Below are 25,734 nucleotides of genomic sequence, written 5' to 3' on the forward strand. Positions count from 1 at the left end.
GTGAGCAACACATGAGCACCCCGTATCCGTTCACCGCAGTGGTCGGCCAGACCGACCTGCGGCTGGCGCTCCTGCTCAACGCCGTGAGCCCAGCGGTCGGCGGGGTGCTCGTGCGCGGTGAGAAGGGGACCGCCAAGTCCACCGCCGTCCGCGCACTGTCCGCGCTGCTGCCGCAGGTCGACGTCGTACCGGGCTGCCGGTTCAGCTGCGCGCCCACCGCGCCGGACCCGGCCTGCCCGGACGGCCCGCACGAGCCCGGCCCCGGCGGCCTGCGGCCCGCCCGCATGGTCGAGCTGCCCGTCGGCGCCTCCGAGGACCGCCTCGTCGGCGCCCTCGACATCGAACGGGCCCTCGCCGAGGGCGTGAAGGCCTTCGAGCCCGGACTGCTCGCCGACGCCCACCGCGGGATCCTCTACGTCGACGAAGTGAACCTCCTCCACGACCACTTGGTGGACGTACTCCTCGACGCCGCCGCCATGGGCGCCTCCTACGTCGAGCGCGAGGGCGTCTCCGTCCGGCACGCCGCCCGCTTCCTGCTCGTCGGCACGATGAACCCCGAGGAGGGCGAGCTGCGGCCGCAGCTCCTCGACCGGTTCGGACTCACCGTCGAGGTGGCCGCCTCCCGCGAGCCCGCCCAGCGCGTCGAGGTGGTCCGCCGCCGGCTCGCGTACGAGGACGACCCCGCGGGCTTCGCGACCCGCTGGGCCGGGGACGAGCACGAGGTCCGCGCCCGGGTGGTGGCCGCGCGGACGCTGCTCCCGAAGGTCTCGCTCGGCGACACCGCGCTCCTGCAGATCGCGGCGACCTGCGCCGGGTTCGAGGTCGACGGCATGCGCGCCGACATCGTGATGGCCCGGACCGCGACCGCGCTGGCCGCCTGGGCCGGGCGGAGCGACGTGCGCAAGGAGGACGTCCGCCAGGCCGCGCTGCTGGCGCTCCCCCACCGGCGGCGCCGCAACCCGTTCGACGCGCCGGGGCTGGACGAGGACCTGCTCGACCGGATCCTGGACGAGTTCCCCGACGAGGAGCCGGAGCCGGAGCCCGACCCGGAGCCGGAGGGCCCCGGTGACGGTGGTCCCGACGACGGCGGTCCCGACGGCGGCCCGGGCGGTACGCCCCCGCAGGACGGCGGTCCCGAGTCCGCGGGGGACCCGGGCTCCCCGGCCGAGGCCCCCGATGCTCCCGAGACCGCCGAGAGCGGTGAGGCCCCGGCGCAGGCCCCGCAGCCCGCCGCCCAGGAGAACACCGGGCCCGAGCAGGCCGCGGTACGCGCCACCGAGCCGTTCCGGACCAGGATGCTCACCGTGCCCGGCCTCGGCGAGGGCGCGTCCGGCCGCCGGTCCCGCGCCCGTACCGCCCACGGCCGCACCACCGGCGCCCAGCGCCCGCGCGGCCACCTGACGAAACTGCACCTGACCGCCACCATCCAGGCCGCGGCCCCGCACCAGAAGGCGCGCGGCCGGGACGGGCGCGGCCTCGTGATCCGCAAGGACGACCTGCGCCAGGCCACGCGGGAGGGGCGCGAGGGCAACCTCGTCCTCTTCGTCGTCGACGCCTCCGGCTCCATGGCCGCCCGGCAGCGCATGAGCGCGGTCAAGGGCGCCGTGCTGTCCCTGCTCCTGGACGCCTACCAGCGCCGGGACAAGGTCGGTCTGATCACCTTCCGGGGGGCCGCGGCCGAGCTGGCCCTGCCCCCGACCTCCTCGGTGGACGCGGCCGCGGCCCGGCTGGAGCAGCTGCCGACGGGCGGCCGGACCCCGCTGGCGGCCGGGCTGCTGAAGGCCCACGAGGTGCTGCGGATCGAGCGGCTGCGGGATCCCTCGCGCCGGCCGCTGCTCGTGGTCGTCACCGACGGGCGGGCCACCTCGGCCGGGAACGCCGGGGGCCGTACGGACAGCAGCCCGCGGGAGCTCGCCGGGCACAGCGCGCGGCTGCTGCAGGCCGGGGGCGTCGCCTCGGTGGTCGTGGACTGCGAGTCCGGGCCGGTCCGGCTGGGACTGGCCGGCGTACTGGCCCGTGACCTCGGCGGGCCCGCCGTCACGCTCGACGGGCTGCGGGCCGACTCGCTGGCCGGGCTCGTGAAGAACGTACGTACCGCGGTGACATCCACCGCTTCACCCCACAGCAGCAACAGGAGGGCCGCGTAATGCCTCAGGGACAGCCGTCCGTCGTTCCGGACGACGGGCTCACGACGCGCCAGCGCCGCAACCGTCCGCTGGTCTTCGTCCACACCGGCCCCGGCAAGGGCAAGTCCACGGCGGCCTTCGGGCTGGCGCTGCGCGCCTGGAACCAGGGCTGGCCGATCGGGGTGTTCCAGTTCGTCAAGTCGGCGAAGTGGAAGGTCGGCGAGGAGAACGCGCTCAAGGTGCTCGGCGCCTCCGGCGAGGGCGGCACCGTCGTCTGGCACAAGATGGGCGAGGGCTGGTCCTGGGTCCAGCGGGACGCGCAGCTCGACAACGAGCAGGCGGCCAAGGAGGGCTGGGAGCAGGTCAAGCGCGATCTGGCCGCCGAGACGCACAAGCTCTACGTGCTCGACGAGTTCGCCTACCCGATGCACTGGGGCTGGATCGACGTCGACGAGGTCATCGAGGTGCTGCGGAGCCGTCCCGGCACGCAGCACGTGGTGATCACGGGCCGCAACGCGCCGGAGAAGCTGGTGGAGTTCGCGGACCTCGTCACCGAGATGACCAAGATCAAGCACCCGATGGACACGGGACAGAAGGGCCAGAAGGGCATCGAGTGGTGACTTCGCACCCGTTCAACGTGCCTCGGCTGGTCATCGCCGCCCCCTCGTCGGGCAGCGGCAAGACCACCGTGGCCACCGGCCTGATGGCGGCCTTCTCGGAGCGCGGCCTCGCCGTGTCCCCCCACAAGGCCGGGCCCGACTACATCGACCCCGGCTACCACGCGCTGGCCACCGGCCGGCCGGGGCGCAACCTCGACGCGTTCATGTGCGGGCCGGAGCTGGTCGCCCCGCTGTTCGCGCACGGGGCGGCCGGGTGCGACCTGGCCGTGGTCGAGGGCGTCATGGGGCTCTACGACGGGGCCGCGGGCCGGGGTGAGCTGGCGTCGACGGCGCAGGTCGCGAAGTTGCTGCGGGCGCCGGTGGTGCTGGTGGTCGACGCCTCCTCGCAGTCGCGGTCGGTGGCGGCGCTGGTGCACGGCTTCGCGTCCTTCGACCCGCAGGTGCGGCTGGGGGGCGTGATCCTGAACAAGGTCGGCTCCGACCGGCACGAGGTGATGCTGCGGGAGGCCCTGGAAGAAGCCGGGATGCCGGTCCTCGGTGTCCTGCGGCGGGCTCCGCAGGTGGCCACGCCCTCGCGCCACCTGGGGCTGGTCCCCGTCGCGGAGCGGCACGCCGACGCGCTGGCCTCGGTGTCGGCGCTGGCCGCGCAGGTCCGGGCGGGCTGCGACCTGGACGCCCTGATGGCCCTGGCCCGCACGGCCCCGCCGCTGGACTGCGAGCCGTGGTCGCCGGCTGCTGCGCTGACGCGCAGCTGGGGCCGCACTTCAGCCTCGCCGGCGTTTGAGGCGCGGGGGTCCGGGGGCAGCGCCCCCGGCAACGGCGCCGCACCGGCAGACCTCGGCGGGGCCCCCGGTAGGCGGCCGGTGGTCGCCGTCGCGGGCGGACCGGCGTTCACCTTCTCCTACGCCGAGCACACGGAGCTGCTCACCGCCGCCGGAGCGGAGGTCGTCACCTTCGACCCGCTCCGCGACGAGGCGCTGCCGCCCGGCACCGCCGGCCTGGTGATCGGCGGCGGCTTCCCGGAGATGTACGCGCCCGAGCTGTCCGCCAACGAACCGCTGCGGGCGGCCGTGTCCGCCTTCGCCGCGGCCGGCGGGCCGGTCGCCGCCGAGTGCGCCGGGCTGCTGTACCTCGGCCGGTCGCTGGACGGGAAGCCCATGTGCGGGGTGCTGGACACAGACGCGCGGATGTCGGAGCGCCTCACCCTCGGCTACCGCGAGGCGGTGGCGGTGTCCGACAGCCCGCTCGCGCGGGCCGGGACCCGGCTGCGCGGGCACGAGTTCCACCGGACGGTGGTCGAGCCGGGCGCCGGGGCGGCCCCGGCGTGGGGGTTCACGCACCCGGAGCGCCGGGTCGAGGGCTTCGTGCAGCAGGGTGTGCACGCGAGCTACCTGCACACGCACTGGGCGGCGGAGCCCTCCGTCGCGCGCCGTTTCGCGGAAGCCGCGCGCCGTTTCGCGGAAGCCTCGGCAGCACGGCGGTGACCTCCGTCCCCGTCCGGCGCTCAGTCCGCGATGCCCACCACCAGCCAGATCCCGGCCACCCCGCCCACCGTGCACATCAGCGTGGACAGGGCGGGGTGCTTGTGGTGCGCCTCGGGCAGGATCTCGGCGGACGCGAGGTAGAGCAGGACGCCTCCGAAGAAGCCGAGGTACGCGCCGAGGGGTTCCTCCGGAAGGGTGAACAGCAAGGTGGACGCCGCGCCCACGACGGGGGCGACGGCGTCCGCGAGGAGCATCATCAGGGCCTTGCGGCGGTCGTTCCCGTAGAGGCTGGTGAGCGTGTACGTGTTGAACCCGTCGGCGAAGTCGTGGGTGATGACGGCCAGCGCCACGGCCACGCCCATCCCACCGCCGACCTGGAAGGCGGCGCCCAGGGCCACCCCGTCGGCGAGGCTGTGGCCGACCATGGCCGCGGCCGCGGTGAGCCCGACCTGGGGGACGCGGGCGCCGTCCTCGGCGCCGTGGGCGGCCTGGCGGACCGCCAGGAGCCGTTCCACGACGTGCGCGACGAGGAACCCGGCCACGAAGAGCAGCAGGGCGAGCGGGACGCCGAACACCTCGTCACCGGCCGCGTGGAGGGCCTCCGGGAGCAGGTCGAGGCCCACGACGCCGAGCATCAGCCCGCCGGCCAGGCCCAGCACGAGGTGGCGGCGGTCGGTGACGCGCTGCGCCGCCCATCCGCCCGCCAGGGTCATCAGGAACGCGCCCAGCGCCACGATCACGGCCATGCGCCCCTGAATACAGACTCATCGGCCCGCGCGCACGTCCGCGCGCGGGTGGCGGGCGGCGGAGTGTTGACGGACGGCCGGCCGGGGATGTGCCGGTGACGGGCCGGTGACGGTGACGGTGACTACGGAGGGATGGCCCCCGGTGGGCGAGTACGCGACGCAGGTGGTGGTCGGGGTCGGCGGACGCGCGGGGGTTTCCGTCGCGGAGGTCTGCGCCCTGGTCGAGGAGACGCTGCGGGGGGCCGGGCTGGCCGTGGGGGCGGTGACGGCGCTGGCCACGGTGGATTCGAAGGCGGGCGAGGCCGGCATCACGGGCGCGGCGGAACGATTCGGCGTGCCCCTGCTGAGCTACCCCGCCGCCCGGCTGGCCGCCATCACCGTGCCGCACCCCTCGGAGGCGGCACGCACCGCCACCGGTACCCCCTCGGTGGCGGAGGCCGCGGCCCTCGCGGGCGGCGGGGAACTCCTCGTGCCCAAGCGGCGGTCGGTGTCGGCGACCTGCGCCGTGGCCACGGCGGCCGGGCACGACCTGCGCCACCACGGGGACGCCGAGGTGATCGACGCGGGCTCCGCCCTGGTGGACCTGGCCGTCAACGTACGTGCGGACACACCACCGGACTGGCTCAAGCAGCGGATCGCCGCCTCGCTCGGTGATCTCGCCGCGTATCCCGACGGGCGGCGCGCCCGCGCGGCGGTGGCGGCCCGGCACGGGCTGCCGGTCGAACGGGTGCTGCTGACGGCCGGGGCCGCGGAGGCCTTCGTACTGATCGCCCGGGCCCTGCCAGCCGTACGGCCGGTCGTGGTGCACCCGCAGTTCACCGAGCCGGAAGCGGCCCTGCGGGACGCGGGACACCAGGTCGAGCGCGTGGTGCTGCGGGCGGCCGACGGCTTCCGGCTGGACCCGGCGGCCGTGCCCGAGGACGCGGACCTGGTGGTCATCGGCAATCCGACCAACCCGACGTCCGTGCTGCACCCGGCGGGGACGCTGGCCGCGCTGGCCCGGCCCGGCCGGATCCTGGTCGTGGACGAGGCGTTCATGGACGCGGTCCCGGGCGAGCGGGAGGCCCTCGCCGGGCGGATGGACCTGCCGGGGCTGGTGGTACTGCGCAGCCTGACCAAGACGTGGGGACTGGCGGGGCTGCGGATCGGCTACGTACTGGCCGAGCCCGAGGTGATCGCGGAACTGGCGGCCGCGCAGCCGTTGTGGCCTGTGTCGACGCCGGCGCTGGTGGCGGCCGAGGCCTGTGTGGCTCCGGCGGCGCTGGCCGAGGCGGAGGAAGCGGCCCGGCGGATCGCGGTGGACCGGGCGCACCTGCTGGCCGGGCTCGCGGAATTCGACGAGGTGACGGTCGTCGGGGTGGCGGAGGGGCCGTTCGTCCTGATCCGGGTGGCGGGCGGGGCGGAGGTCCGCACCCGGCTGCGCGCCCTCGGCTTCGCCGTCCGCCGCGGGGACACCTTCCCCGGGCTGGACCACTCCTGGCTCCGGCTGGCGGTGCGCGACCGGGCGACGACGGGCCGGCTGCTCCAGGCCCTGGACCACGCCCTCACGCTGGCCTCGCGCTGACCGGGAACCGGCCGTGGGCCGGACGTGAGCCGGGCCCGGCCGGGCGTGCCGACCGCCTCGGCACCCGTCCGGCCTGCGGTCCTCACGGAGCGCCGATGGTGCCGTCACCCGAACGGCTCCCTAGGATGGCCGCGGGGGCGGGGCCGGGTGAGGATCCCCGCATCAGTGCATGACACCGGGGGTCGGGAATGAAGTCATCCGCCAGAACAGGTGTGGCTCTGGCCGCGCTGGCCGTCGTCGGCGGCGGGATCTACGCCGTACCGCAGCTGCTGGACAAGGGCGCGGGGCCCGCCACGGAGCAGCGGCTCCAGGGCGATCCGGGCCGGGGCGAGGCGGGCCGGGGCGAGGCGGACGCGCCCCAGGGCACCGCCGCGGCCGCCGCCGGGAAGCCGTTCACGCTGGTGGCGACCGGCGACATCATCCCGTACCCGTCGATCGTCCAGCGGTCGGCGGACGACGCGGGCAAGGCCGGGGAGTACGACTTCCGGAAGATACTCGCCGGGGTCAAACCCCTGGTGTCCGCCGCCGACCTGGCGATATGCCACCACGAGATACCGTACGGGCGCCCCGGCGGCCCCTACACCGGATATCCCACCTTCAAGGCCCCGCACCAGCTGGCGGACGCCATCAAGGACGCCGGGTACGACAGTTGTTCCACTGCCTCGAACCACACCCTGGACGACGGGTACGAGGGCCTCGCCCGCACCCTGGAGCACCTCGACCGGGTCGGCGTCCCGCACGTCGGCTCGGCCCGCAGCGCCGAGGAGGCCAAGGCCCCGGCGCTGCTCGCGGCGGGCGGGGCGAAGGTGGCCCAGCTCTCCTACACCTACGGCACCAACGGCATCCCGCTTCCCCCGGGCAAACCGTGGGCCGTCAATCTGATCGACAAGGACCGGATCATCGCCGACGCCCTGGCCGCCCGGGCACAGGGCGCGAACGTGGTGGTGCTCAGCGTCCACTGGGGTACCGAGTGGCAGACGGCACCCGACGACCAGCAGAAGGCGCTGGCAGAGGCACTGACCGCCGCCCGCTCGGCCGACGGGCTCCCCGCCATCGATCTGATCATCGGCACGCACAACCACGTGCCCCAGCCCTACGAGAAGATCAACGGCACCTGGGTGGTCTTCGGGATGGGCGACCAGGTCGCCAGTTTCGTACCGGCCGACAAGCTGCGCGGCAACCAGTCCTCGGTCCCCCGCTTCACCTTCTCCCCGGCGGCGGACCATCCGGGCCGCTGGGAGGTCGTGAAGGCCGAGTACCTCACGCAGTACTCGGACATGGGGCCGCCGTTCCGCGTCGTCTGCGCCTCCTGCGCGGCCTCGGACACCTCGCTCCCGGCCGCGAAGCGGAGCGAGTACGCGCGGATCGACCAGCAGGTCACCGAGGCCGTGATGTCACGTGGCGCGGCCGGACAGGGCCTGGAGCACGCGACCCGCTGAGGGCCCGTCGGCCATGAGTCGCCGGGCACGCCGCCCGCCCTCGCCCGTCCCCCGTCGAGCACTCCCCTCCGTGCGCTCCCTGGGGGCGGGCGCGCCGGGCGGCGGCCCGGGGCTCCCGGTCGCCCTACGAGGCCCTGCCCCGCCGGGTGACCAGGAGCGCGCCCCCGCCGATGGCGAGCAGGGTCAGGGCCCCGCCTGCGACGTAGGGAGTCAGTGAACCGCCGCCGGTCTCGGCGAGGTTGGCACCGGTGGTGCCGGTGGTGCCCGTGGTGCCGCCGGACACGGCGGAACCGGAGCCGGTCCCCGTCTGGGACTTGATGTCCGGGTCCGCGGGCGGGTTCGACGCGGGCGCCGCACCCGCCGGGGACTCGCAGTGCGCCTCGGCGAGCACGATCTCGCCGTCGACCTTCGCCACGTTCAGGTTCAGCGGGTTCACCGCCACCTTCAGGCGCAGCGCGGCCGCGGCGGCCGTGGTGGAGGTGGTCTGCGTACCCGACAGCTCCAGGTCGATCCGGCCCACGCCGGGGACCTCGACCTTGGTGGGGCCACCCGCCGACAACGTGACCTTCTTGCCGAGCGCCGTCACCTTCCCGAGGGCGTTCGCACTGGCCACCGGCTTCTTGCCGGCCTCGCAGACGGCCTTGGAGGTGACCTTCTCCACCTCGATGAGGGAGAGCAGCGGCAGTCCGGGCACGTGGACGGAGGCCTTGGCGAGGTTGGCCTCCGCCTCGGCCCGGGTCTTGTCGGCGGTCGCCTTGGAGGTGGCCACGTCGGCGCGCAGCACGCTGACCGGGTTGTTCCCCTCGGCCCCGTCCACGGTGACGGTCAGCGCGGTCTTCTCGGCCGTCGCCGGGGCGCTGACCTCGTTGAGGCTCGTCTTCAGCGGGACGTGCACGGTCTGGTTGAGCAGGCCCACGTCCAGTCCGGCCCGCAGGACGACGGCGCCGGCCTTGCCCTCACCCCCGGCCGCGCCCCCTCCCGTGGCGAGGGCGGGCGGAGCGGCGAGCAGGGCCACCGCTCCCGTGGCGAGGAGGACGGCCGCGGGCCTGCGGAAGGTATGGCTGTTCACGGTGGTGGAACCCCCCGGGGAGTTGGGTGCCGTCGCGCCGCCGATGGGGGACATCGCGGGCGCCGACGGACTCGACCCCGGAATCTTTACGCACTGTGGGTGAACGGGGGTCAACCTGAGGCCAGTTCACCCCAAAGGGTGGTTTCCGGGTGCGTATTCGAATCGCTGCGCCTCACGAGGAACGCGGGTTCTCTTCTTTCACGGACACCGGGCCCGTGCGGTCGTCATCAACGACCGACGGACCTCGGACGTCACGCGACGTCAACCCGGAGCCGCCGCGGGGCTCAGGCCCGGATCCTGCCGTTCACGACGACCCGCAGCGGCTGCGCCAGCACGCTCACGTCGGCCCGCGGGTCGGCGGCGTACACGACGAGGTCGGCGGGCGCCCCCTCGGTCAGCCCCGGCCTGCCGAGCCACTCGCGGGCCGCCCAGGCCGTCGCGGAGAGGGCGTCGATCGGCGGGATACCCGCCTTGACCAGCTCCGCGACCTCGGCCGCGACCAGGCCGTGCGGCAGGGAACCGCCCGCGTCGGTGCCGACGAAGACGTCGATACCGGCGTCGTAGGCGGCGCGGACGGTGTCGTAGCGCCGTTCGTGGAGCCGTCGCATGTGCGCCGACCAGTTCGGGAACTTCGCCTCGCCGCCCGCCGCCAGCTTCGGGAACGTCGCGATGTTCACGAGGGTGGGAACGATCGCGACCCCGCGCTCGGCGAACAGCGGGATGGTGTCCTCGGTGAGGCCGGTGGCGTGCTCGATGCAGTCGATGCCCGCCTCTACCAGGTCGCGCAGCGAGTCCTCGGCGAAGCAGTGCGCCGTGACGCGGGCGCCCAGCCGGTGCGCCTCGGCGATGGCCGCCTCGACCTCGGCGCGCGGCCAGCAGGCCGTGAGGTCGCCTGCCTCGCGGTCGATCCAGTCGCCGACGAGTTTGACCCAGCCGTCGCCGCGCAGCGCCTCGCGGCCGACGTACTCGACGAGGTCGGCGGGTTCGATCTCGTGGGCGTAGTTGCGGATGTAGCGGCGGGTGCGCGCGATGTGCCGCCCGGCCCGGATGATCTTCGGCAGGTCCTCGCGGTCGTCGATCCAGCGGGTGTCGGAGGGCGAACCGGCGTCCCGGATGAGGAGGGTGCCCGCGTCGCGGTCGGTGAGGGCCTGGCGCTCGGCGGTCTCGGCGTCGACCGGGCCGTGGGCGTCCAGGCCCACGTGGCAGTGCGCGTCGACCAGTCCGGGCAGGGCCCAGCCGGTCACCGTGGTGATCTCGCGGGCGCCCGGCGGGCGCTCGTAGGAGATCCGCCCGCCGACCACCCACAGCTCGTCGCGCACCTCGTCGGGCCCGATCAGCACCCGCCCCTTGACGTGCAGCACCTCGCGCCCGTCACGCCCGCCGCCGATCCCGCCCGTACGGCCCGGGCCGCCCACACCGCTCACATCGCTCATGGCGGCACTGTACGCACGGACCCGGCCGCTTCAGGAGGCGGAGAGGGCGTCCAGGAGCCGGTCCACGTCCGCCTCCGTGTTGTAGAGGTGGAACGAGGCCCGCAGGAGACCCGCGCGGGCCGATGTGGCGATGCCGGCCGCCTCCAGGGCGGGCTGCCGGCCGGCGAGGCCCGGCACGGAGACGATGGCCGAGTCACCGGGGACGGGCTCGTGGCCCAGGCGCTCGATCCCGGCGCGGTAGCGGGCGGCGAGGGCGGTGTCGTGGGCGTGGACGGCCTCGATGCCGATCCGCTCCAGCAGGGCCAGCGCGGGCTGGGACGCGTGGTAGGCGAGGAAGGCCGGGGACTCGTCGAACCGCCACGCCCCGTGGGCGAGTTCCGTCATCGGCCCGTAAGTGGCGTCCCCCTCGGCCACCGCCGGAACCCATCCGGCGTGCAGCGGGGTGAGGGTGTGCTGGGCCTCCCGCGACACCGTCAGGTACGAGGCCCCGCGCACGCCGAGCAGCCATTTGAAGCCGGCCGCGACCGTGTACTCGTACGGCGAGGCGTCGAAGGGGAGCCAGCCGGCCGCCTGCGTCGCGTCCACGAGCATGCGGGCCCCGTGCGCGGTCGCCGCCGCGCGCACCGCCGCCAGGTCGGCCTTGCGGCCGTCCGCGGACTGCACGACGCTCAGCGAGACGAGGGCGGTGCCGGGGTCCACCGCCTCGGCGACGGATTCGAGCGGGGCGAAGCGGACCTTGAGGTCGCCGCGCGCCACGAAGGGGTTGATCACCGAGGAGAACTCGCCCTCGGGGCACAGCACTTCGGCGCCCGGTGGGAGCGAGGCGGCGACGAGGCCGACGTGGGTGGAGACGGCCGAGCCGATGGACACCCGGTCGGTGTCCACCCCGACCAGGCGGGCGAAGGCCGCCCGGGCTCCGTTCACGCGGTCGAAATCGCCGAAGCCGGTGGGGAGCCCGGCCCCCGCCGCCTCGGCCAGTTCCCGTACGGCCGCGACGGCGGAACGCGGGACGACCCCGCACTTGGCGGTGTTGAGGTAGGTGGTGGAGTGGGCGAACTCGGCACGGGTCGCTTCGGCGAGCGGAAGATCCATGCCTTCAACTCTGCGCCAGGAGCTCCCCGTAGTCCATCGCCGGGTCCTCCGAGTCCCCCGGGTTTCCCCCAGGCCTCCCCCCGGGAGTCCCCCGGGCGGTCCTCAGGCCTGCGGGACCGCGCACGCGCCGTCGGGCTCGCAGGCCTCGGCGGCCGCGGCCGGCTCCTCGACCTCGCGCCCGGCCCACGCCTGCTCCAGGGCCCGGGTGAACACCTCGGCCGGCTGGCCGCCGGAGATTCCGTAGCGGCGGTCCAGGACGAAGAACGGTACGGCGTTCGCGCCCAGCTCGGCGGCCTCGCGCTCGTCGGCCCGGACCTCGGCGGCGTAGGCGGAGTCGTCGGCGAGGACGGTGCGGGCCTCGGCCTCCTCCAGTCCGGCCTCGACGGCGAGCGCGATCAGCACCTCGGGGTCGAAGACGGAACGCTCCTCGGCGAAGTTGGCCCGGTAGGCGAGGTCGAGCAGCTCCTCCTGCCGGCCGCGGGCGGCGGCCAGGTGCAGCAGCCGGTGGATGTCGAAGGTGTTGCCGTGGTCGCGGCCCTCGGTCCGGTACGTGAGCCCCTCCGCGCGGGCGCTGGCGGCGACGTGCTCCTCCATGCCGCGCGCCTCGTCGAGGGTGCGCCCGTACTTCTTGGCGAGCATCTCCACGACGGGAGCGGTGACGCCCTTCGCCCCGCCCGGGTCGAGCTCGAAGGACCGGAAGACGACCTCCACCTCGTCGCGGTGCGCGAACTCGGCCAGTCCCTTGGTGAAACGGGCCTTGCCGATGTAGCACCAGGGGCAGGCGATGTCGCTCCAGATCTCGACGCGCATGATCCTTCTTCTCTCCGGGTTCAGGGGGGGGTGAGACGGTTTGTGGTTCAACCATTCACCGTCCCGTCTCATTCCCCGGACGGCTCGGGCGCCCGGTCCACCTGCAGCCAGAGGGTGCGGTGGGTGCCCGAGCGGGGGGCCGCCGGATCGGCGAGCCAGCCGTGGGTGGCGTAGAAGGCCTGGGCGCGGAGGTTGTGCTCGTAGACCTCCAGGCGGACGCGGCGGATTCCGGCCCGCCGCCAGGCGTCCAGGCAGGCGGCGTGCAGGGCGGCTCCGGTGCCGCGGCGCCAGTGGACGGGGTCGACGTGGAGCTGGGTGAGCGTGGTCTCCCCGTCCTTCGTGCGGAACGCGGCGACCCCGGTGAGCTCGCCGTCCTGCTCGGCGCAGAGCACCTCGCCCTCGGCCGCGTCCCGGGCTATGGCCCGCGACCAGCCCTCGCGGGTCCGCTGGAGCTCGGCGTCGCCCGGGTAGGCCTGCTCGGGGATGTGGCCCTGGTAGTAGGTGGCGCGGGCCCGGGTGTGCAGGGCGGCGATCGCGGGGAGGTCGGCGGGGTGCGCGGCTCTGATCATGGGAGTGGGAACGCGCCGGGAGACCCGACGGTTCCCGGCGCGTCACCACGCGGCTTTCGCGGCTACTTCTTCAGCCACGCCGCCATCATCTTCTGGGCGATGGGGGCGGCCAGCTTGCCGCCGCCGATCTCGGAGCGGTCGGTGTCGGAGTTCTCGATCACCACGGCCACCGCGATCTGCTTGCCGTTCGACTTGCCGTACGAGGTGAACCAGGCCAGCGGCGCGAGGCTGTTGTTGACACCGCGCTGGGCGGTGCCCGTCTTGCCGCCCACCTCGGCGCCGGACACCTGGGCCGGCTTGCCGCCGCCCTCGGTGGCGACCGTGCGCATCGCGTCACGGATCATCGAGGCGGTCTTCTCTCCCATGACCTGCTGGGACTTCGGGTCCTTGAAGCTCTCCAGCACGTCGCCGCCCGCGTCGGTGACCTCCGAGACCAGGTGCGGGGCGACGAGCTTGCCGCCGTTCTCGATCGCGGCCGTCACCATCGCCATCTGGAGCGGGGTGGCCTGGACGTCGAACTGGCCGATGCCCGTCTGCGCGACCTGGTCGATCGACATCTTCTTCGACGGGTACTTGCTGGGCGGGTTGGTGCGGACCGGGGTGTCGATCTGCACGTTGAAGCCGAGCTTCTCGGCGGTCGCCCGCATCTTGTCCTGGCCCAGCTTGGAGGCGAGCTCGGCGAAGACGTTGTTGCAGGACAGCCTCAGGGCGGTGCGCACCGAGACGTTGTTGCAGGCCGCGGAGCCCGCCTCGCTGGGCAGCAGGGTGCGGGTGCCGGGGATCGTGTAGGGGTCGGCGATCCCGGTCTGCCGGTCGATGTCGGTGACGAGGCCGTTCTCGATCGCCGCGGCGAGGGTGACCAGCTTGAAGGTGGAACCGGGCGCCTGGGGCTTGCGCAGCGCCACGTTCTCCATGGCCTTGCCGTTGTCCGCGGAGAGCTGCGCCCAGGCCTCCTTGTCGTTGGCGCCGGCGATGCTGCCCGGGTCGAAGGACGGGTTGTTCACCACGGCGAGGATCTGACCGGTCACGGGGTCCAGGGCCACGGCCGCGCCCTGCTTGCCCTGGAGCGCGTCGTAGGTGGCCTTCTGGACGTCCTTGTCGATGGTGGTCAGGACGTTGCCGGGGGAGGCCCGCTTGTTGGTGAGCATGTCCATCACCGTCTTCAGCCGGCTGTCGGAGCCGTTGAGGACGTTCTTGTAGATGCCTTCCAGCAGGGTGGTGCCGTAGGCCTGGGAGCTGTAGCCCGTGATGGGGGCGTAGAGGGGGCCGTCGACGTACGTCCGCTTGTAGCCGAAGTCCTTGCCGCCCGTCTTCTCCGAGCCGGTGATCGCCTCCCCGCCCACGATGATGTTGCCCAGCGGGTTCTCGTACTGCCCGATGAGATTCCGGCGATTGTGCTTGTCGTCTGCGAGGGCCTGGCCTTGGTATGCCTGCACCCAGGTGACGCGGACCAGCAGGGCCAGCACCAGGAGCAGACAGAAGACCGACGCACGCCTGATCGTCTTGTTCATCCCCCAGAAGGACGTCCCAGCGCCCCCAGCCGTTCCGCTCTGCCCCGATTGTGGCGGGCTTCTCAGCTTTTCTTCATGATGAAGCCTCCCTCGTAGGCCGCGATGACCGCCTGGGTGCGGTCGCGGGAGCCGGTCTTGGTGAGGACCGCCGCGACGTGGGTCTTGACGGTCTGCGGTCCGACACCGAGGCGCTCGCTCATCTCGTGGTTGGACAGCCCGGTGGCCATCAGGCGCAGGACGTCGGCCTCGCGCTCGGTGAGCCGGGCCACCCAGGGCGCGTCGGCCGGCGGGGCGCCGGCCGTGTGGGCGGCGGCGAGGGAGCGGACGGCGGCCGGGAAGAGCAGCGAGTCGCCGCGGGCGACGAGCCGGACCGCGCCGATCAGCTCGTCGGGGTCGGCCCGCTTGAGGAGGAAGCCGGCGGCTCCCGCGCGCAGCGCGTCGTAGACGTAGGCGTCGTTCTCGAAGGTGGTGACGACCACGATCCGGGGCGGCTCGGCCATGGTGGCGAGGATCTGTTCGGTGGCCCGGATGCCGTCGATCTCGGGCATCCGGACGTCCATCAGCACCACGTCGGGGGCCAGCGAGCGGACCAGCGGGACCGCCTCGGCCCCGGTGGCGGCCTCACCGACGACCTCCAGGTCCGCTTCGGCCTCCAGGATGACCCGCAGCGCGGTGCGGACCATCCGCTCGTCGTCGCAGAGCACGATGCGCAGCGGCGGCCGCGGCGCGGGGACATGTGCGGGTGCGGGTGCGGGCGTGGGCGGGGGCGTGGTCATCGGGGCTCTCCGGCGAGCGGGAGGACGGCCCTCAGCCGCCACCGGTCCCCGTGCGGGCCGGCCTCGACGCCACCGCCGAGCAGTGCGGCCCGTTCCGCGGCGCCACGCAGTCCGCGGCCCCCGGTGGTGCGGGTCTCCCGGTCCTCGGCGGGCACCGCCGGCCGATTGGTCATGGTGATCTCCAGTTCACGGTGTGCGGTGTCGGGGCCGGCCTGGACGCGGATCCGCAGATCCACCGGGCCCGCCCCGTGCCGCAGGGCGTTGGTGAGACCCTCCTGGACGATCCGGTACGCCTCGCGGGAGGCGATCGCCGGGAGGGCGGCCCAGTCCCCGGCGGCGCCGGGGTCCTGGTGCGCGGTGACGGTGGTGCCGGCGGCCCGGGTACGGGCCAGCAGCCCCTCCAGGTCGGCGGCCAGGGTGGGCGCGGGTGCGGCGTCCGGCCGGGCAGCGTCACCGTCCCGCAGCAGGCCCAGTACGGCGTCGAGCTCACCCACCGTCCGCCGCGTGGTGTCCTCGATCGCGGCCAGCGCCTCCCGTACGAAGTCGGGGTCGCGCTCCAGCATCCGCCGGGCGGCGGCGGCCTGGAGGGTGACGGCGCTCAGGGCGTGCCCGACCGCGTCGTGCAGCTCCCGGGCCAGCCGGTTGCGCACGGCCAGGTCGGCGGCCCGCTCCTCGGCCGCCGCCAGCCGGTCCGCCGCCGAGGGCCCGAGCAGTACGGGCGCCATCCCGGCCAGCAGCTTCCCGGCGCCGACCGCGCACAGGGTGAGCCCGGCCAGCAGCCCGATCCCGACCAGGGGGGCGACGTACGGGTCGGCCTCCGTGCTGAACCAGCCGTACCCCAAGCGGACGTCCCGCAGCCGCCCCACGACCGGCACCGCGATCAGCAGGACCGCCATGGGCGGCACCGCGAGGGTCATTCCGCTGATCAGTGCCCCGGTCCCCAGGTGCAGGGTCCACCAGGCCGAGGCCCGCCCCCGGGCGGCCCAGGACCTGGCCGGCCCGTCGGCCAGCCGCTCCCCCGGCACCTCGCACATGGCCCGGACGGCCGCCACCGACATCGGCCGGACCGGCCCGAACAGCGCCGTGACGGCGACGAGGGGCAGGGAGGCGGCGTAGGCGATGAAGGTGAGCGGCGCGGAGTCGAGCGCGTTGACCCCGCCCGCGACGACACCGACCACCACCTGTGCGAGCAGGAAGTACGGCATGAGCAGGGCGCCGCCGAGGATCAGGTGCACCCAGCGCCACCCGGCCCGCGCCACCGGCTGCCGGTTCACCCCGTGCGGCGGGCGCCGAGGAACCGTATGAGGACGGTGCCGGTGAGCAATCCGGTGATCATCTGACCAGCGTAGATCAACAGCGCTGTGACGGGAGGCCCTTCGCCGCCGTCCAGCTGCGGTCCAAGCCCCGCAATCGCCAACCATGCCCCCCAGTTCAGCGTGGCCGCCCCGCCGATCCAGGCGAGACCCAGCGGCCACCGTGCCCGCAGCGTCCCGCCACGGGCCAGCAGCACGGCTCCCGCTCCGGCGGCGAGCGCGCACAGCGCGTGGACCGCGGAGACCACGGCCGTGTCCGCGGAGTACTCGGCCGCCCGCTCGGCGCTCAGACCGGCGGTGCCGCCCGAGGCCCGGTACAGCAGCACCCCCGCGACCGCCAGGCCGACGGCCGCCGCGGCTGCCGCCACCACCCCCGTGGGCGACGGCAGCCGCTCCCCCGTCACGCCCCGCCACGCCCGCCCCCAGCGCTGCCGCGCGTAGGGCACGAACAGGGCGGCCAGGGCGAGTCCTTGGATCGTGAATCCGCTGTAGACGACGTGGAACACCCACGGGTCCAGGAAGGGTTCCCGCGCCGCCTGCCCCATCTCCACCGTCCCGAAGCCGGCCGCCCGCAGGAGCATTTGGCCCGGGAAGCCGAGGAGGATCGGGGTGAGCAGCCCGGTGGCCACGAACACCGGGACGGTCAGCAGCGGGCCCGGCACCCGTATGCCCCAGGGCCTGGTGAGCACCAGTACGAGCAGGATCACGCAGGCGTCCATGGCAAGCGTGACGGAATTGGCCGCGATGAAGAACGGGCCCGGCTCCCGCAGCACGCTGCCCTCGGGTATTCCTAGGCGACCCCCGCACAGCCAGACCGTCTTGAGCCCCAGATACGGCACGGTGGCGGTCAGGGCCACCGCCGACAGGATCCGTCGGCCGGTCCCCGGCCGGGAGGGCGACGGCCGGGAGGACGACGGCCAGGACGGCGACATCCGGGAGGGCGACGGCCGCTTCACGTCCGTCAGGTCACTCGGGTGCGTCTCTCGCGTGTTCATGACTCAACGGTCGCGGCTCCGCGCCCCCGTCACCTCCCCCTGCAAGGGGAACCGCCTCCCCCGCGCGGGGGAGGAACAACGCCCGCCGCACATCACGGACGGTGCGTCACATCCGGCGCGTGACCACCGACAGCCGGTCCCGCGCCTCGAACAGCGCCGCCTTGATGACCTGCTCGTGCTCCCCCGTCAGCCGGGCCACCGGCACCGAACAGCTCACCGCGTCCCGCGCCGGCGTCCGGTACGGCACGGCCACCCCGAAGCAGCGCAGCCCGAGCGTGGTCTCCTCCCGGTCCACCGCGTACCCCTGCTCCCGCACCAGCGCCAGCTCCTCGATCAGCTGTTCCCGGTCGGTGACCGTGTGCTCGGTGACCGCCTCCAGCCGCCGCGGCAGCAGCCCCCGCACCTCCTGGTCCGTGTGCGTGGCCAGCAGGGCCTTGCCCAGCGCCGTCGAGTGCACGGGCAGCCGCCGCCCGACCCGGGTGAAGGGGCGCAGGTAGTGCTGGGACTGCCGGGTGGCGAGGTAGACCACGCTCGTCCCGTCCAGCCGGGCCAGGTGGATGGTCTCCGTCGTGTCGTCGGAGAGCCGGTCCAGGGTGGGCCGGGCCGCGGCGACCACCTCGTCGCCGTCGATGTACGAACTGCCGACCAGCAGGGCCCGTACGCCGATGCCGTACCGGGTGCCCGTCGCGTCCGTCTCCACCCACCCCAGGTTCACCAGCGTCCGCAGCAGCATGTAGAGGCTGGACTTCGGCAGGGAGAGGTCGTTCTGGATGTCGGCCAGGCTGTGCAGCCCCGGCCGCGCCGCGAAGTGCTCCAGCAGCAGGACGGTCCGCACGGCCGATTTGACCGGCGCCGCCTGGGCGGGGATCCCCGACTCGGTCGTCGTCATACGCCTGCTTCCCCTCTGGTCGCCTCTTGTCACGCCGAGGACGCGGAAATAGAGTCCACAGCAGATGTGATCATTCATCCACCGGAACCGCGTTCAGAATACTGAACGATCCAGGAGGCAGTGGGCCATGACAACGACACCAGTCTGGAGTGTGGACCCCCGCACCGGGAAGCAGCGCGAACAGGTTGCGGTGGAGGCCACACCCGGTGAGGTGGACGAAGCCGTACGGGCCGCCCACGCCGCCCGTGGCCCGCTCGCCGACGCCACCGTGCGCGCCGCGTTCCTGCGCGCCGCCGCCGCGCTGCTGGACGAGGCCGCCGCCCACGTGATCGAGGCCGCCGACGCCGAGACCGCGCTCGGCCCGGGCCGGCTCACCGGCGAACTGGCCCGTACCACCGGCCAGCTGCGCGCCTTCGCCGACGCCGTGGACGCCGGGGCCTACCTCGACATCCGGATCGACCGCGCCGACCCCTCCCTCAGCCCGCCGCGCCCCGAACTGCGCCGCTACAAGGTCCCGCTGGGCGTGGTCGCGGTCTACGCCGCCTCCAACTTCCCGCTCGCCTTCTCCGTCCCCGGCGGGGACACCGCGAGCGCGCTCGCCGCCGGCTGCCCTGTGGTCGTCAAGGCCCACCCCGACCACCCCGCCACCTCCGAGCTGTGCGCCTCGCTGCTGCGCCGGGCCGCGGTGGCGACCGGGCTCCCGGCCGAAGTGGTCAGCGTGGTCCACGGGTTCGACGCCGGTCTCGAGCTGATCCGCCACCCGCTGGTGACGGCCGCCGGATTCACCGGTTCCATCCGGGGCGGGCGGGCCCTGTTCGACGCGGCGGCCGCCCGGCCCGTACCCATCCCCTTCCACGGTGAACTGGGCTCCCTCAACCCGGTCGTGGTCACGGCGGCCGCCGCCGCCGAACGCGCCGAGGAGATCGGCGCCGGGCTCGCGGGGTCCGTCACCCTCGGCGTCGGCCAGTTCTGCGTGAAGCCCGGCCTGGTGCTGGTCCCCGAGGGCGCGGACGGCGACCGGGTCACCGGCGAGCTCACCAAGGCGCTCGGGGAGACCGAGCCGGGGGTGCTGCTCGACCACCGGATGCGGGAGAACTTCGTCTCCGGGGTGCGCGAGCGGGCCGCACTGCCCGGTGTCGACGCGCCCGTGACCCCCGGGTCCGGCGGGGAGCACACCGTCGGCGCGGGCTACCTGACCGTACGGGCCGAGAACCTCCTGGAGGGCGGCGCGTACGACGTCCTCCTGGAGGAGTGCTTCGGTCCCGTCACCGTCGTCGTGCGCTACGCCGACCAGGGCGAGGCGGGCGCGGTCCTCGGGCGCCTCGGCGGGAACCTGAGCGCCACCCTGCAGCTGTCGGCGGCCGAGTCCGAGGGCGCGCCCGGCCCGGCCGCCGAGCTGATCGGGCAGGTCACCGGGCTGGCGGGCCGGATCGTGGTCAACGGCTGGCCGACCGGGGTCGCGGTGTCCCCGGCCCAGCACCACGGCGGCCCCTACCCGGCCGCGACCTCGCACTCCACCTCGGTGGGCGCCACCGCGATCGAGCGCTGGCTGCGGCCGGTGGCCTACCAGTCCGTGCCGGACGCACTCCTTCCGCCTGAGCTGCGCGAGGCCAACCCGCTGGGGCTGCCGCGCCAGGTCACCGGGGGCTGAGCGGGGACCGCCCACGACGGTGCCCCGGCGGAACGCCCCGAAATATCCCCCGAGGGTAAGGGAACGGCAAAGCCCCTCCGGTCGTTCTCCGGGCATGACCGCTATGACCCCTGGATCCAACCTGCCGCTCAACGCCGTCCGCGTGACGGTCGACGTGGCTGCGCCGGTACGGCTCGACGTATCGGCCCTGCTCCTGACGGCGGACGGCAAGGTGCGCTCCGACGCCGACTTCATCTTCTTCAACCAGCCCTCGGGTCCCGGTGTCGGCTACCGGTCCGGCGGCGGCACGGCACCGGACTCGATCACCGTGGACACGGCCGCACTGCCCCCGGGCATCGAGCGGATCGTGGTCACCGCCAGCCCCGACGCCGCCGGGCAGTCCTTCCAGGGCATCGAGCCCACCGGAACCGTGCGCGACGCCGACAGCGGCGCGGTGATCGCCACCTTCACCCCGCCGCGGCTGGGCACCGAGACCGCGCTCGTCGTCGTCGAGGTCTACCAGCGCGGCGGCGTGTGGAAGGTGCGTGCGGTCGGCCAGGGGTACGCCAACGGCCTCGCGGGCATCGCCACCGATTTCGGGGTCTCGGTGGACGAGGAGCCCGCGGCGCCCCAGGCCGTGACCCCGCCCGCGCCCCCGGCACCCCCGGCGCCCCCCGCACCCCCGGCCCCGCCGGTCTCCTACCCGGCCTCCCCCTGGCTCGGCGGCGCCACCACGCCCGCGGCTCCCGCACCGGCCGCCCCCGTCGCGCCTCCCGCACCCGCGGCCCCCGCGCCCGGCTCCGGGAAGATCAACCTCGACAAGGGCCGCGTCAGCCTCCAGAAGAACCAGACCGTCTCCCTCGTCAAGGGCGGCCGCCCGCTGCTCTCCCAGGTCAAGATGGGGCTGGGCTGGGAGCCCGCCTTCCGCGGCAAGGACATCGACCTCGACGCCTCCGTCATCGCGTACGGCCCCCAGCGCAACCACCTCGACAGCTGCTACTTCGGCAAGCTGTCGATCCTGAACGGCGCCATCAAGCACTCCGGGGACAACCTCACCGGCGAGGGCGCCGGCGACGACGAGGTGATCGTCGTGGACCTCGGCCGGCTCCCCGCCGACGCCACCGGCCTGGTCTTCACGGTCAACTCCTTTTCCGGCCAGAAGTTCACCGAGGTGGCCAAGGCCTACTGCCGTCTCATCGACGCGGCCAGCGGCGAGGAGCTGGTGCGCTTCGACCTCACGAGCGCCGAGCCCCAGACCGGCGTGATGATGGCCAAGCTGATCAAGCAGTTCTCCGGGGAGTGGGAGATGACTGCCATGGGCGAGTTTGTGAAGTCGCGCACAGTGCGCGGCATGGTCAAGCCCGCCGCGCAGGCACTCTGAGCAGGTGGGCGGGCACATGCGGCCACCGGCGCGCGTTCCGGGTGATGGATGCCACGCGTAATCCGTGAGTGGCTGTCAGTGCCCGCCCGTAGCCTTGGAACCATGCAGACGACACTCACCCCCGCGGGGCCCGCCCGCCCGTCCGCCGCCGAGGCGAACGAGGCGATACGGCACCTTGTCGAGACCCGGGTGGACGGCGAGTGGCCCTCGGAGGCGTATGAGTTCCTGCTCGCCGAGTGGGCCGAGGCCTCGCGCGCGGAGGTTTCCCCGGCCCGGTAGGCAGCATCTGCCCCCTGGCGCCGCCGACGGTCAGTGCGCGCGCCGCCACGGCCCGGTGATGGCCAGCATGATGCCCGGGTCCTGGATGTTGGCGTACAGCGTGCGCCCGTCCGGGGAGAAGCAGACACCGGTGAATTCGGAGTACTCCGGTTCCTCGGCCGACCCGTTGTTCAGCTCGTTGCGCGCCAGCGGGTAGGTGCGTCCCGACGCGGTCGCGCCGAACAGGTGCTGCAGCCCCGAGCCGTCCTCCGCGATGATCAGGCCGCCGTACGGGGACACGGTGATGTTGTCGGGGCCGTCGTAGCCGCCGTCGGCCGACGGGTCCGCGTTGATGCCGATGAGGACGGTGAGCCGGACCGTGCGCCGCTTGGGGTCGTAGAACCAGACCTGACCGTCGTGGGCCGCGCCCGGGCTCTCCTCACGGGCGTAGGACGAGACGAAGTACGCGCCGCCGTCCGCCCACCACATGCCCTCCAGCTTGCGTCCGCGCGTCACCACACCGTCCGCGAACTGCTTGCGCACCGGCACCGTCCGGGCATCGCGGTCGGGGACGTCCACCCAGTCGACGCCGTACACGGTGCCGATCTTCGTGGCGCGCGAGAAGTCGTCGACGAACCGGCCCGAGCTGTCGATGCACTTGGCGGCCTGGAGCACGCCGGCGTCGGCCGCGAGGGTACGGAGCCTGCCGCGCCCGTGGTGGAAGCCGCGGGGCGGGGTCCAGCGGTAGAGCAGCCCGTTGGGGCCGGAGGCGTCCTCGGTCAGGTAGGCGTGGCCCTGGCGCGGGTCGATGACGACGGCCTCGTGGTCGTAGCGCCCGAAAGCCTTGACCGGGCGCGGGTCACGGTTGGCGCGCCGGTCGTGCGGGTCGACCTCGAAGACGTATCCGTGGTCCTTGGTCATGCCGTTCTTGCCGGCCAGGTCCGAGTTCTCCTCGCAGGTCAGCCAGGTGCCCCAGGGGGTGGCGCCGCCCGCGCAGTTGGTCGACGTACCGGCGATGCCCACCCATTCGGCGACCTCGCCGCCGCGCCGGACCTCGACGACCGTGCACCCGCCGGCCGCGGCCGGGTCGTAGACGAGGCCCTCGGTGAGCGGGACGGGGCGGGCCCAGTTCTCCCGCTTGCCCTTGAGCTCGTGGTTGTTGACGAGGAGGGTGACCCCCCGGTGGCCCTCGAAGGCGGCGGTCCCGTCATGGTTGGACGGGGTGGTCTCGCCGGAGTCCAGCTTGGTGACCCCGCTGTGCGTGATGACGCGGTAGGTGAACCCGGCGGGCAGCGCCAGCAGTCCGGCCGGGTCGGGGACGAGCGGGCCGTAGCCGGGTTCGCAGGGCCGCCCGTGCTCGTCGCGTTCGGTGGTGTCCTCGGCGGCGAGCGCCCCGGGGGCGGTGGCGAGGGCGCCGACCGTCCCGGTGAGCGCGACTCCCGCTCCGGCGATGACGGTACGAGCGGTGAAGTCTCTGCGGCTGAGCGGCATCGGGTCTCCAGGGGTGGGGAGGTGGTGCGCCTGTCGTGCGGTCGTCGGCGCACACGCTCTCGCCCGCACGTGAACGGCGGCTGAACTACCCACCACCGGGAGCCGACCCCTTGCCCAGCCTCGGAATGGCCAACTCCGGCCGCAGGAACGGCGCGTTGTCGCCACCCTCCGGGGACCGGGTCAGTCCGTCCCGCCGATGGCGCCGCGGGCCGCGAGGCGGAAGTCCTTGACCGCCTGGTAGAGGACTCGCTGCCGTTCGGCGGCGAGGGCGGTGTCCTCGGCCTTGTGGGTGGTGTCCCCGGCACGGGCGTCCGCGGCCATCCGCCGCATCACGTGCGAGAGATCGCCGGAGGCGTGGGTGACGCGTTCGGCGGCCTCGGCGAGGGAGGCCGGCCCTTCGAGGACAACGATCTCGGCGGCGCGGTGGACCTCGCGGGCCAAGGCGACGAAGCGGGCCGTCTTCTCGTCGAGGTCGGACAGGTCGGGTGCGTCCGGACGCAGCGCGTCGAGCACGGCGTCCATGGCTATGTCCCGGTCGTGGAGCGCGCCGAGGTACCCCGCGTACGCGTCGCGGCGGTGCTGGCGGCTCCACTGGGCGTGCTGGGACCGCGCCTGCGCACGGCCGTTCACGAACGCGGCCCCGAGGGTGGTGGCGGAGCCGACGGCGGCTCCCAGCAGTGCGGCAAGTCCTGAGTCCATGGCCCCCATTGTGTCCACCGGGGAGCCGGGTCCGGCCCGGCCCCCGGGTCCGGCCGTGGGCCCGGGGGGGGCGTCCGGTCGGTCAGGCCGGTCGGCGGGAGCGGGCCTTGAACGCGGCCTTGCGGGCCTCCTTGGCCGCCTTCCGGTCCGGGTGCAGCCGGCCCATCGCCTCCAGGACGTACGCCGTCGCCGGGTGCTCCACCCGCCACGCCTGTTCGAAGAAGCCCGCGTGGTGAGCGGTCAGGGTCTCCATCAGGAGCGGCAGCTCCTCCGTCTCCCCGTCGGCGGCGAGCTGCGCCGCGATCGTGTCCACCGTCAGCCAGAACACCATCTCCTGGTCCGGCGCCGGTACGTCGCTCACCCCGCGCTCCGCCAGCCAGACCCGGGCGAGCCCGCCGAGCTCCGGATCGTCCAGCACGGAGCGGACCGCCGGCTCGGCCTCCGGCCCGGCGGGCGCGAGGGCCTGCTGGCACCGGAGCCGGCGCAGCGGGCCGCCCTCGTCGTCCCCGCGGGCGGCGGCCAGCAGTTCGGCGGCCGCGGCGAACGGTTCCCGGCCGGCCAGCCACTGCTCGATCTCGGCCCGGGCGGCGTTCTCGGAGTAGCCGGAGACCGCGTCGAGGAGGGCGTCGGCGCCCTTCTCGGCCAGTTCGCCGACGGCGGGGGCGTCGATCCCGGCCTCCAGCATCCGGGCCCGGATCCCGTACAGGCCGAGGGGGGTGAGGCGGACCATCCCGTAGCGGGAGACGTCCTCGTCGTCCGCGGCGCTCGCGGTCCCCGGCTCCAGGGGTCCGTCGGCCTCCGCCATCAGCTCCTCGTCGACGGGCCGGAACTCCACCAGCCCGATCGGCTCCAGCTGCCGGAACTGGTCGTCGAGGCGCATCATGGCGTCCGAGACCTGTTCCAGCACGGCGTCGGTCGGCTCGCCCATGTCGTCGGGCACGACCATCGACGCGGCGAGCACCGGCAGCGGAACCGGCTCGTCCGAGGCCCTGTTCTCGGTGACGGTGAGCAGGTAGAGGTTGGCGAGGACCCCGTCGAGGAAGTCCGCCTCGCGCCCCGGGTTCCAGTCCAGCCGGTCGAAGTCGATCTCGCCGCCCGCGTCGAGCGCGTCGACGAGGTCGTCCAGGTCGGGTACCGCCGCGTCGGCGAGCACCGTGTCCAGCGCCGCGAGCCAGAGGTCGAGCACGTCGCCGGGCGCGCCGCCCGTCACCAGCGCGAGGTCCTCGCCGGGGGCGGCCGTGCCGAAGCGCTCCTCGCCGCCCTCCGCGCCGTCGTGCTCCCCGCCGTCGTCCTCCGGCTCGGTCACGTCGACCAGGCCGGTGTCCACGGCCACGCGCCAGGCCTGGCTCGCGTAGCCGACGGAGTCCGCGTCGGCGGCGTCCAGGCCGAGCACCGCGGCGGCCTCGGGCAGCTGGTCGGTGGCGAGCTCGCCGCCGACGCCGACGCGGGTGTCGGGTCCGGCCCAGCGGGCGAGCCGTACGGCGCGCGCGAACAGCGGTGCGCCGAGCGCGTCGCGGGCCAGCTCCGCGTCGGAGCGCAGCCGTGCGGGCGGCAGCGTGGGGTGCGAGTCTGCGGACATGGGGCGGTTCTCCTCGCGGACGCGGTGAAACGGGGTGCGGCGGGGTGTGGCGTTGGTGACACGGGCCGTGCTCTCGGCCGGACCGTCAGATGCGCCCGGATTTCGATGACATGGCCGACATGACGGGCAGTGCGGGCATGCGGATGTGGCGCAGATGACAGGTGTGGCCTTCGTGCGGCGCTCCAGCGTAGACGCATTTCGGGCGCGTCCGGCGGGCCATCACCTTTGGTTCATCCCACAGTCAACTGTCGTATCCCCTG

The 25,734-nt window shown here is 74.1% G+C and carries 22 protein-coding genes; 8 read left to right on the top strand and 14 right to left on the bottom strand.

From position 1 onward, the window contains the following. Positions 1 to 11: 11 nt before the first annotated feature. The 3 genes from ACXNSR_RS10040 to ACXNSR_RS10050 are packed head-to-tail and all read left to right on the top strand — an operon-like array spanning position 12 to position 4,230. The gene (locus ACXNSR_RS10040; RefSeq protein WP_458641749.1) at positions 12 to 2,147 is read left to right on the top strand and encodes a putative cobaltochelatase; all 2,136 of its coding nucleotides are present in this window, start codon (positions 12 to 14) and stop codon (positions 2,145 to 2,147) included. Beyond that, the gene (cobO, locus tag ACXNSR_RS10045) at positions 2,147 to 2,746 is read left to right on the top strand and encodes a cob(I)yrinic acid a,c-diamide adenosyltransferase (protein ID WP_458641750.1); all 600 of its coding nucleotides are present in this window, start codon (positions 2,147 to 2,149) and stop codon (positions 2,744 to 2,746) included. Before ACXNSR_RS10040 ends, cobO begins: the two co-directional genes overlap by 1 nt. Continuing rightward, complete coding sequence (locus ACXNSR_RS10050) at positions 2,740 to 4,230, top strand: cobyrinate a,c-diamide synthase (RefSeq protein ID WP_458641751.1); 1,491 nt, start codon at positions 2,740 to 2,742, stop codon at positions 4,228 to 4,230. Before cobO ends, ACXNSR_RS10050 begins: the two co-directional genes overlap by 7 nt. A 20-nt stretch (positions 4,231 to 4,250) precedes the next feature. Here the strand turns inward: ACXNSR_RS10050 and ACXNSR_RS10055 are convergent, their stop codons facing one another. Beyond that, the gene (locus ACXNSR_RS10055) at positions 4,251 to 4,976 is read right to left on the bottom strand and encodes a ZIP family metal transporter (RefSeq protein ID WP_327734837.1); all 726 of its coding nucleotides are present in this window, start codon (positions 4,974 to 4,976) and stop codon (positions 4,251 to 4,253) included. A 142-nt stretch (positions 4,977 to 5,118) separates the two neighbouring features. Here ACXNSR_RS10055 and cobC point away from each other — a divergent pair, with 142 nt between their 5' ends. After that, on the top strand, positions 5,119 to 6,540 hold the full coding sequence (gene cobC / locus ACXNSR_RS10060; protein WP_458641752.1) for an Rv2231c family pyridoxal phosphate-dependent protein CobC: 1,422 nt from the start codon (positions 5,119 to 5,121) through the stop codon (positions 6,538 to 6,540). A 188-nt stretch (positions 6,541 to 6,728) separates the two neighbouring features. Beyond that, the gene (locus tag ACXNSR_RS10065) at positions 6,729 to 7,979 is read left to right on the top strand and encodes a CapA family protein (RefSeq protein WP_458641753.1); all 1,251 of its coding nucleotides are present in this window, start codon (positions 6,729 to 6,731) and stop codon (positions 7,977 to 7,979) included. Between the two features lie 124 nt (positions 7,980 to 8,103). On the opposite strand, the gene ACXNSR_RS10070 is transcribed toward ACXNSR_RS10065, so the two are convergent. The 10 genes from ACXNSR_RS10070 to ACXNSR_RS10115 all read right to left on the bottom strand — a co-directional run bounded on the left by ACXNSR_RS10070 (position 8,104) and on the right by ACXNSR_RS10115 (position 18,436). Next, positions 8,104 to 9,048, bottom strand: coding sequence for an SCO1860 family LAETG-anchored protein (locus tag ACXNSR_RS10070; protein WP_458641754.1), 945 nt, complete (start codon positions 9,046 to 9,048; stop codon positions 8,104 to 8,106). A 284-nt stretch (positions 9,049 to 9,332) separates the two neighbouring features. Next, positions 9,333 to 10,481, bottom strand: coding sequence for an amidohydrolase family protein (locus ACXNSR_RS10075; protein WP_458641755.1), 1,149 nt, complete (start codon positions 10,479 to 10,481; stop codon positions 9,333 to 9,335). A gap of 30 nt (positions 10,482 to 10,511) precedes the next feature. Then, a complete protein-coding gene (locus ACXNSR_RS10080) occupies positions 10,512 to 11,573 on the bottom strand; it encodes an aminotransferase class V-fold PLP-dependent enzyme (RefSeq protein ID WP_458641756.1) in 1,062 nt (353 codons plus the stop codon). Positions 11,574 to 11,675: 102 nt separating this feature from the next. Then, the gene (locus ACXNSR_RS10085; RefSeq protein ID WP_458641757.1) at positions 11,676 to 12,383 is read right to left on the bottom strand and encodes a DsbA family oxidoreductase; all 708 of its coding nucleotides are present in this window, start codon (positions 12,381 to 12,383) and stop codon (positions 11,676 to 11,678) included. A 68-nt stretch (positions 12,384 to 12,451) separates the two neighbouring features. Further along, on the bottom strand, positions 12,452 to 12,952 hold the full coding sequence (locus ACXNSR_RS10090; protein WP_458641758.1) for an N-acetyltransferase family protein: 501 nt from the start codon (positions 12,950 to 12,952) through the stop codon (positions 12,452 to 12,454). Between the two features lie 62 nt (positions 12,953 to 13,014). Further along, a complete protein-coding gene (locus tag ACXNSR_RS10095; protein ID WP_458641759.1) occupies positions 13,015 to 14,463 on the bottom strand; it encodes a peptidoglycan D,D-transpeptidase FtsI family protein in 1,449 nt (482 codons plus the stop codon). 62 nt (positions 14,464 to 14,525) lie between these two features. After that, positions 14,526 to 15,239 carry a response regulator gene (locus ACXNSR_RS10100; RefSeq protein ID WP_458641760.1) on the bottom strand — a complete coding sequence of 238 codons (714 nt, stop codon included), beginning with the start codon at positions 15,237 to 15,239 and terminating at the stop codon, positions 14,526 to 14,528. Next, complete coding sequence (locus ACXNSR_RS10105) at positions 15,236 to 16,444, bottom strand: sensor histidine kinase (RefSeq protein ID WP_458643253.1); 1,209 nt, start codon at positions 16,442 to 16,444, stop codon at positions 15,236 to 15,238. The genes ACXNSR_RS10100 and ACXNSR_RS10105 overlap by 4 nt, the downstream gene beginning before the upstream one ends. Before the next feature lie 65 nt (positions 16,445 to 16,509). Continuing rightward, positions 16,510 to 17,547 carry a hypothetical protein gene (locus ACXNSR_RS10110; protein ID WP_458641761.1) on the bottom strand — a complete coding sequence of 346 codons (1,038 nt, stop codon included), beginning with the start codon at positions 17,545 to 17,547 and terminating at the stop codon, positions 16,510 to 16,512. 106 nt (positions 17,548 to 17,653) lie between these two features. Further along, entirely contained in the window at positions 17,654 to 18,436 is a 783-nt protein-coding gene (locus ACXNSR_RS10115; protein WP_458641762.1) for an IclR family transcriptional regulator, read from the bottom strand. 127 nt (positions 18,437 to 18,563) lie between these two features. Here ACXNSR_RS10115 and ACXNSR_RS10120 point away from each other — a divergent pair, with 127 nt between their 5' ends. From ACXNSR_RS10120 to ACXNSR_RS10130, 3 genes are all read left to right on the top strand, one after another. Continuing rightward, the gene (locus tag ACXNSR_RS10120; protein WP_458641763.1) at positions 18,564 to 20,087 is read left to right on the top strand and encodes an aldehyde dehydrogenase (NADP(+)); all 1,524 of its coding nucleotides are present in this window, start codon (positions 18,564 to 18,566) and stop codon (positions 20,085 to 20,087) included. 94 nt (positions 20,088 to 20,181) lie between these two features. Continuing rightward, the gene (locus tag ACXNSR_RS10125) at positions 20,182 to 21,447 is read left to right on the top strand and encodes a TerD family protein (protein WP_458641764.1); all 1,266 of its coding nucleotides are present in this window, start codon (positions 20,182 to 20,184) and stop codon (positions 21,445 to 21,447) included. Positions 21,448 to 21,549: 102 nt separating this feature from the next. After that, positions 21,550 to 21,726 carry a hypothetical protein gene (locus ACXNSR_RS10130; protein ID WP_458641765.1) on the top strand — a complete coding sequence of 59 codons (177 nt, stop codon included), beginning with the start codon at positions 21,550 to 21,552 and terminating at the stop codon, positions 21,724 to 21,726. Between the two features lie 30 nt (positions 21,727 to 21,756). Here ACXNSR_RS10130 and ACXNSR_RS10135 read toward each other — a convergent pair whose 3' ends face one another. From ACXNSR_RS10135 to ACXNSR_RS10145, 3 genes are all read right to left on the bottom strand, one after another. Next, positions 21,757 to 23,196 carry an alkaline phosphatase PhoX gene (locus ACXNSR_RS10135; RefSeq protein ID WP_458641766.1) on the bottom strand — a complete coding sequence of 480 codons (1,440 nt, stop codon included), beginning with the start codon at positions 23,194 to 23,196 and terminating at the stop codon, positions 21,757 to 21,759. A gap of 180 nt (positions 23,197 to 23,376) precedes the next feature. Further along, complete coding sequence (locus tag ACXNSR_RS10140; RefSeq protein WP_458641767.1) at positions 23,377 to 23,895, bottom strand: proline dehydrogenase; 519 nt, start codon at positions 23,893 to 23,895, stop codon at positions 23,377 to 23,379. Positions 23,896 to 23,977: 82 nt separating this feature from the next. After that, a complete protein-coding gene (locus ACXNSR_RS10145; protein ID WP_458641768.1) occupies positions 23,978 to 25,474 on the bottom strand; it encodes a hypothetical protein in 1,497 nt (498 codons plus the stop codon). Positions 25,475 to 25,734: the final 260 nt, after the last annotated feature.

The organism is Streptomyces sp. NC-S4, assembly GCF_054353315.1.

Excerpts from the sequence above, each read along its gene's own strand:
- ACXNSR_RS10040 (WP_458641749.1), top strand. The coding sequence starts at position 12 with ATGAGCACCCCGTATCCGTTCACCGCAGTGGTCGGCCAGACCGACCTG.
- cobO (WP_458641750.1), top strand. The coding sequence starts at position 2,147 with ATGCCTCAGGGACAGCCGTCCGTCGTTCCGGACGACGGGCTCACGACG.
- ACXNSR_RS10055 (WP_327734837.1), bottom strand. The coding sequence starts at position 4,976 with ATGGCCGTGATCGTGGCGCTGGGCGCGTTCCTGATGACCCTGGCGGGC.
- ACXNSR_RS10065 (WP_458641753.1), top strand. The coding sequence starts at position 6,729 with ATGAAGTCATCCGCCAGAACAGGTGTGGCTCTGGCCGCGCTGGCCGTC.
- ACXNSR_RS10075 (WP_458641755.1), bottom strand. The coding sequence starts at position 10,481 with ATGAGCGATGTGAGCGGTGTGGGCGGCCCGGGCCGTACGGGCGGGATC.
- ACXNSR_RS10080 (WP_458641756.1), bottom strand. The coding sequence starts at position 11,573 with ATGGATCTTCCGCTCGCCGAAGCGACCCGTGCCGAGTTCGCCCACTCC.
- ACXNSR_RS10085 (WP_458641757.1), bottom strand. The coding sequence starts at position 12,383 with ATGCGCGTCGAGATCTGGAGCGACATCGCCTGCCCCTGGTGCTACATC.
- ACXNSR_RS10090 (WP_458641758.1), bottom strand. The coding sequence starts at position 12,952 with ATGATCAGAGCCGCGCACCCCGCCGACCTCCCCGCGATCGCCGCCCTG.
- ACXNSR_RS10095 (WP_458641759.1), bottom strand. The coding sequence starts at position 14,463 with ATGAACAAGACGATCAGGCGTGCGTCGGTCTTCTGTCTGCTCCTGGTG.
- ACXNSR_RS10100 (WP_458641760.1), bottom strand. The coding sequence starts at position 15,239 with ATGACCACGCCCCCGCCCACGCCCGCACCCGCACCCGCACATGTCCCC.
- ACXNSR_RS10105 (WP_458643253.1), bottom strand. The coding sequence starts at position 16,444 with ATGCCGTACTTCCTGCTCGCACAGGTGGTGGTCGGTGTCGTCGCGGGC.
- ACXNSR_RS10110 (WP_458641761.1), bottom strand. The coding sequence starts at position 17,547 with ATGAACACGCGAGAGACGCACCCGAGTGACCTGACGGACGTGAAGCGG.
- ACXNSR_RS10115 (WP_458641762.1), bottom strand. The coding sequence starts at position 18,436 with ATGACGACGACCGAGTCGGGGATCCCCGCCCAGGCGGCGCCGGTCAAA.
- ACXNSR_RS10120 (WP_458641763.1), top strand. The coding sequence starts at position 18,564 with ATGACAACGACACCAGTCTGGAGTGTGGACCCCCGCACCGGGAAGCAG.
- ACXNSR_RS10125 (WP_458641764.1), top strand. The coding sequence starts at position 20,182 with ATGACCGCTATGACCCCTGGATCCAACCTGCCGCTCAACGCCGTCCGC.
- ACXNSR_RS10130 (WP_458641765.1), top strand. The coding sequence starts at position 21,550 with ATGCAGACGACACTCACCCCCGCGGGGCCCGCCCGCCCGTCCGCCGCC.
- ACXNSR_RS10135 (WP_458641766.1), bottom strand. The coding sequence starts at position 23,196 with ATGCCGCTCAGCCGCAGAGACTTCACCGCTCGTACCGTCATCGCCGGA.
- ACXNSR_RS10140 (WP_458641767.1), bottom strand. The coding sequence starts at position 23,895 with ATGGACTCAGGACTTGCCGCACTGCTGGGAGCCGCCGTCGGCTCCGCC.
- ACXNSR_RS10145 (WP_458641768.1), bottom strand. The coding sequence starts at position 25,474 with ATGTCCGCAGACTCGCACCCCACGCTGCCGCCCGCACGGCTGCGCTCC.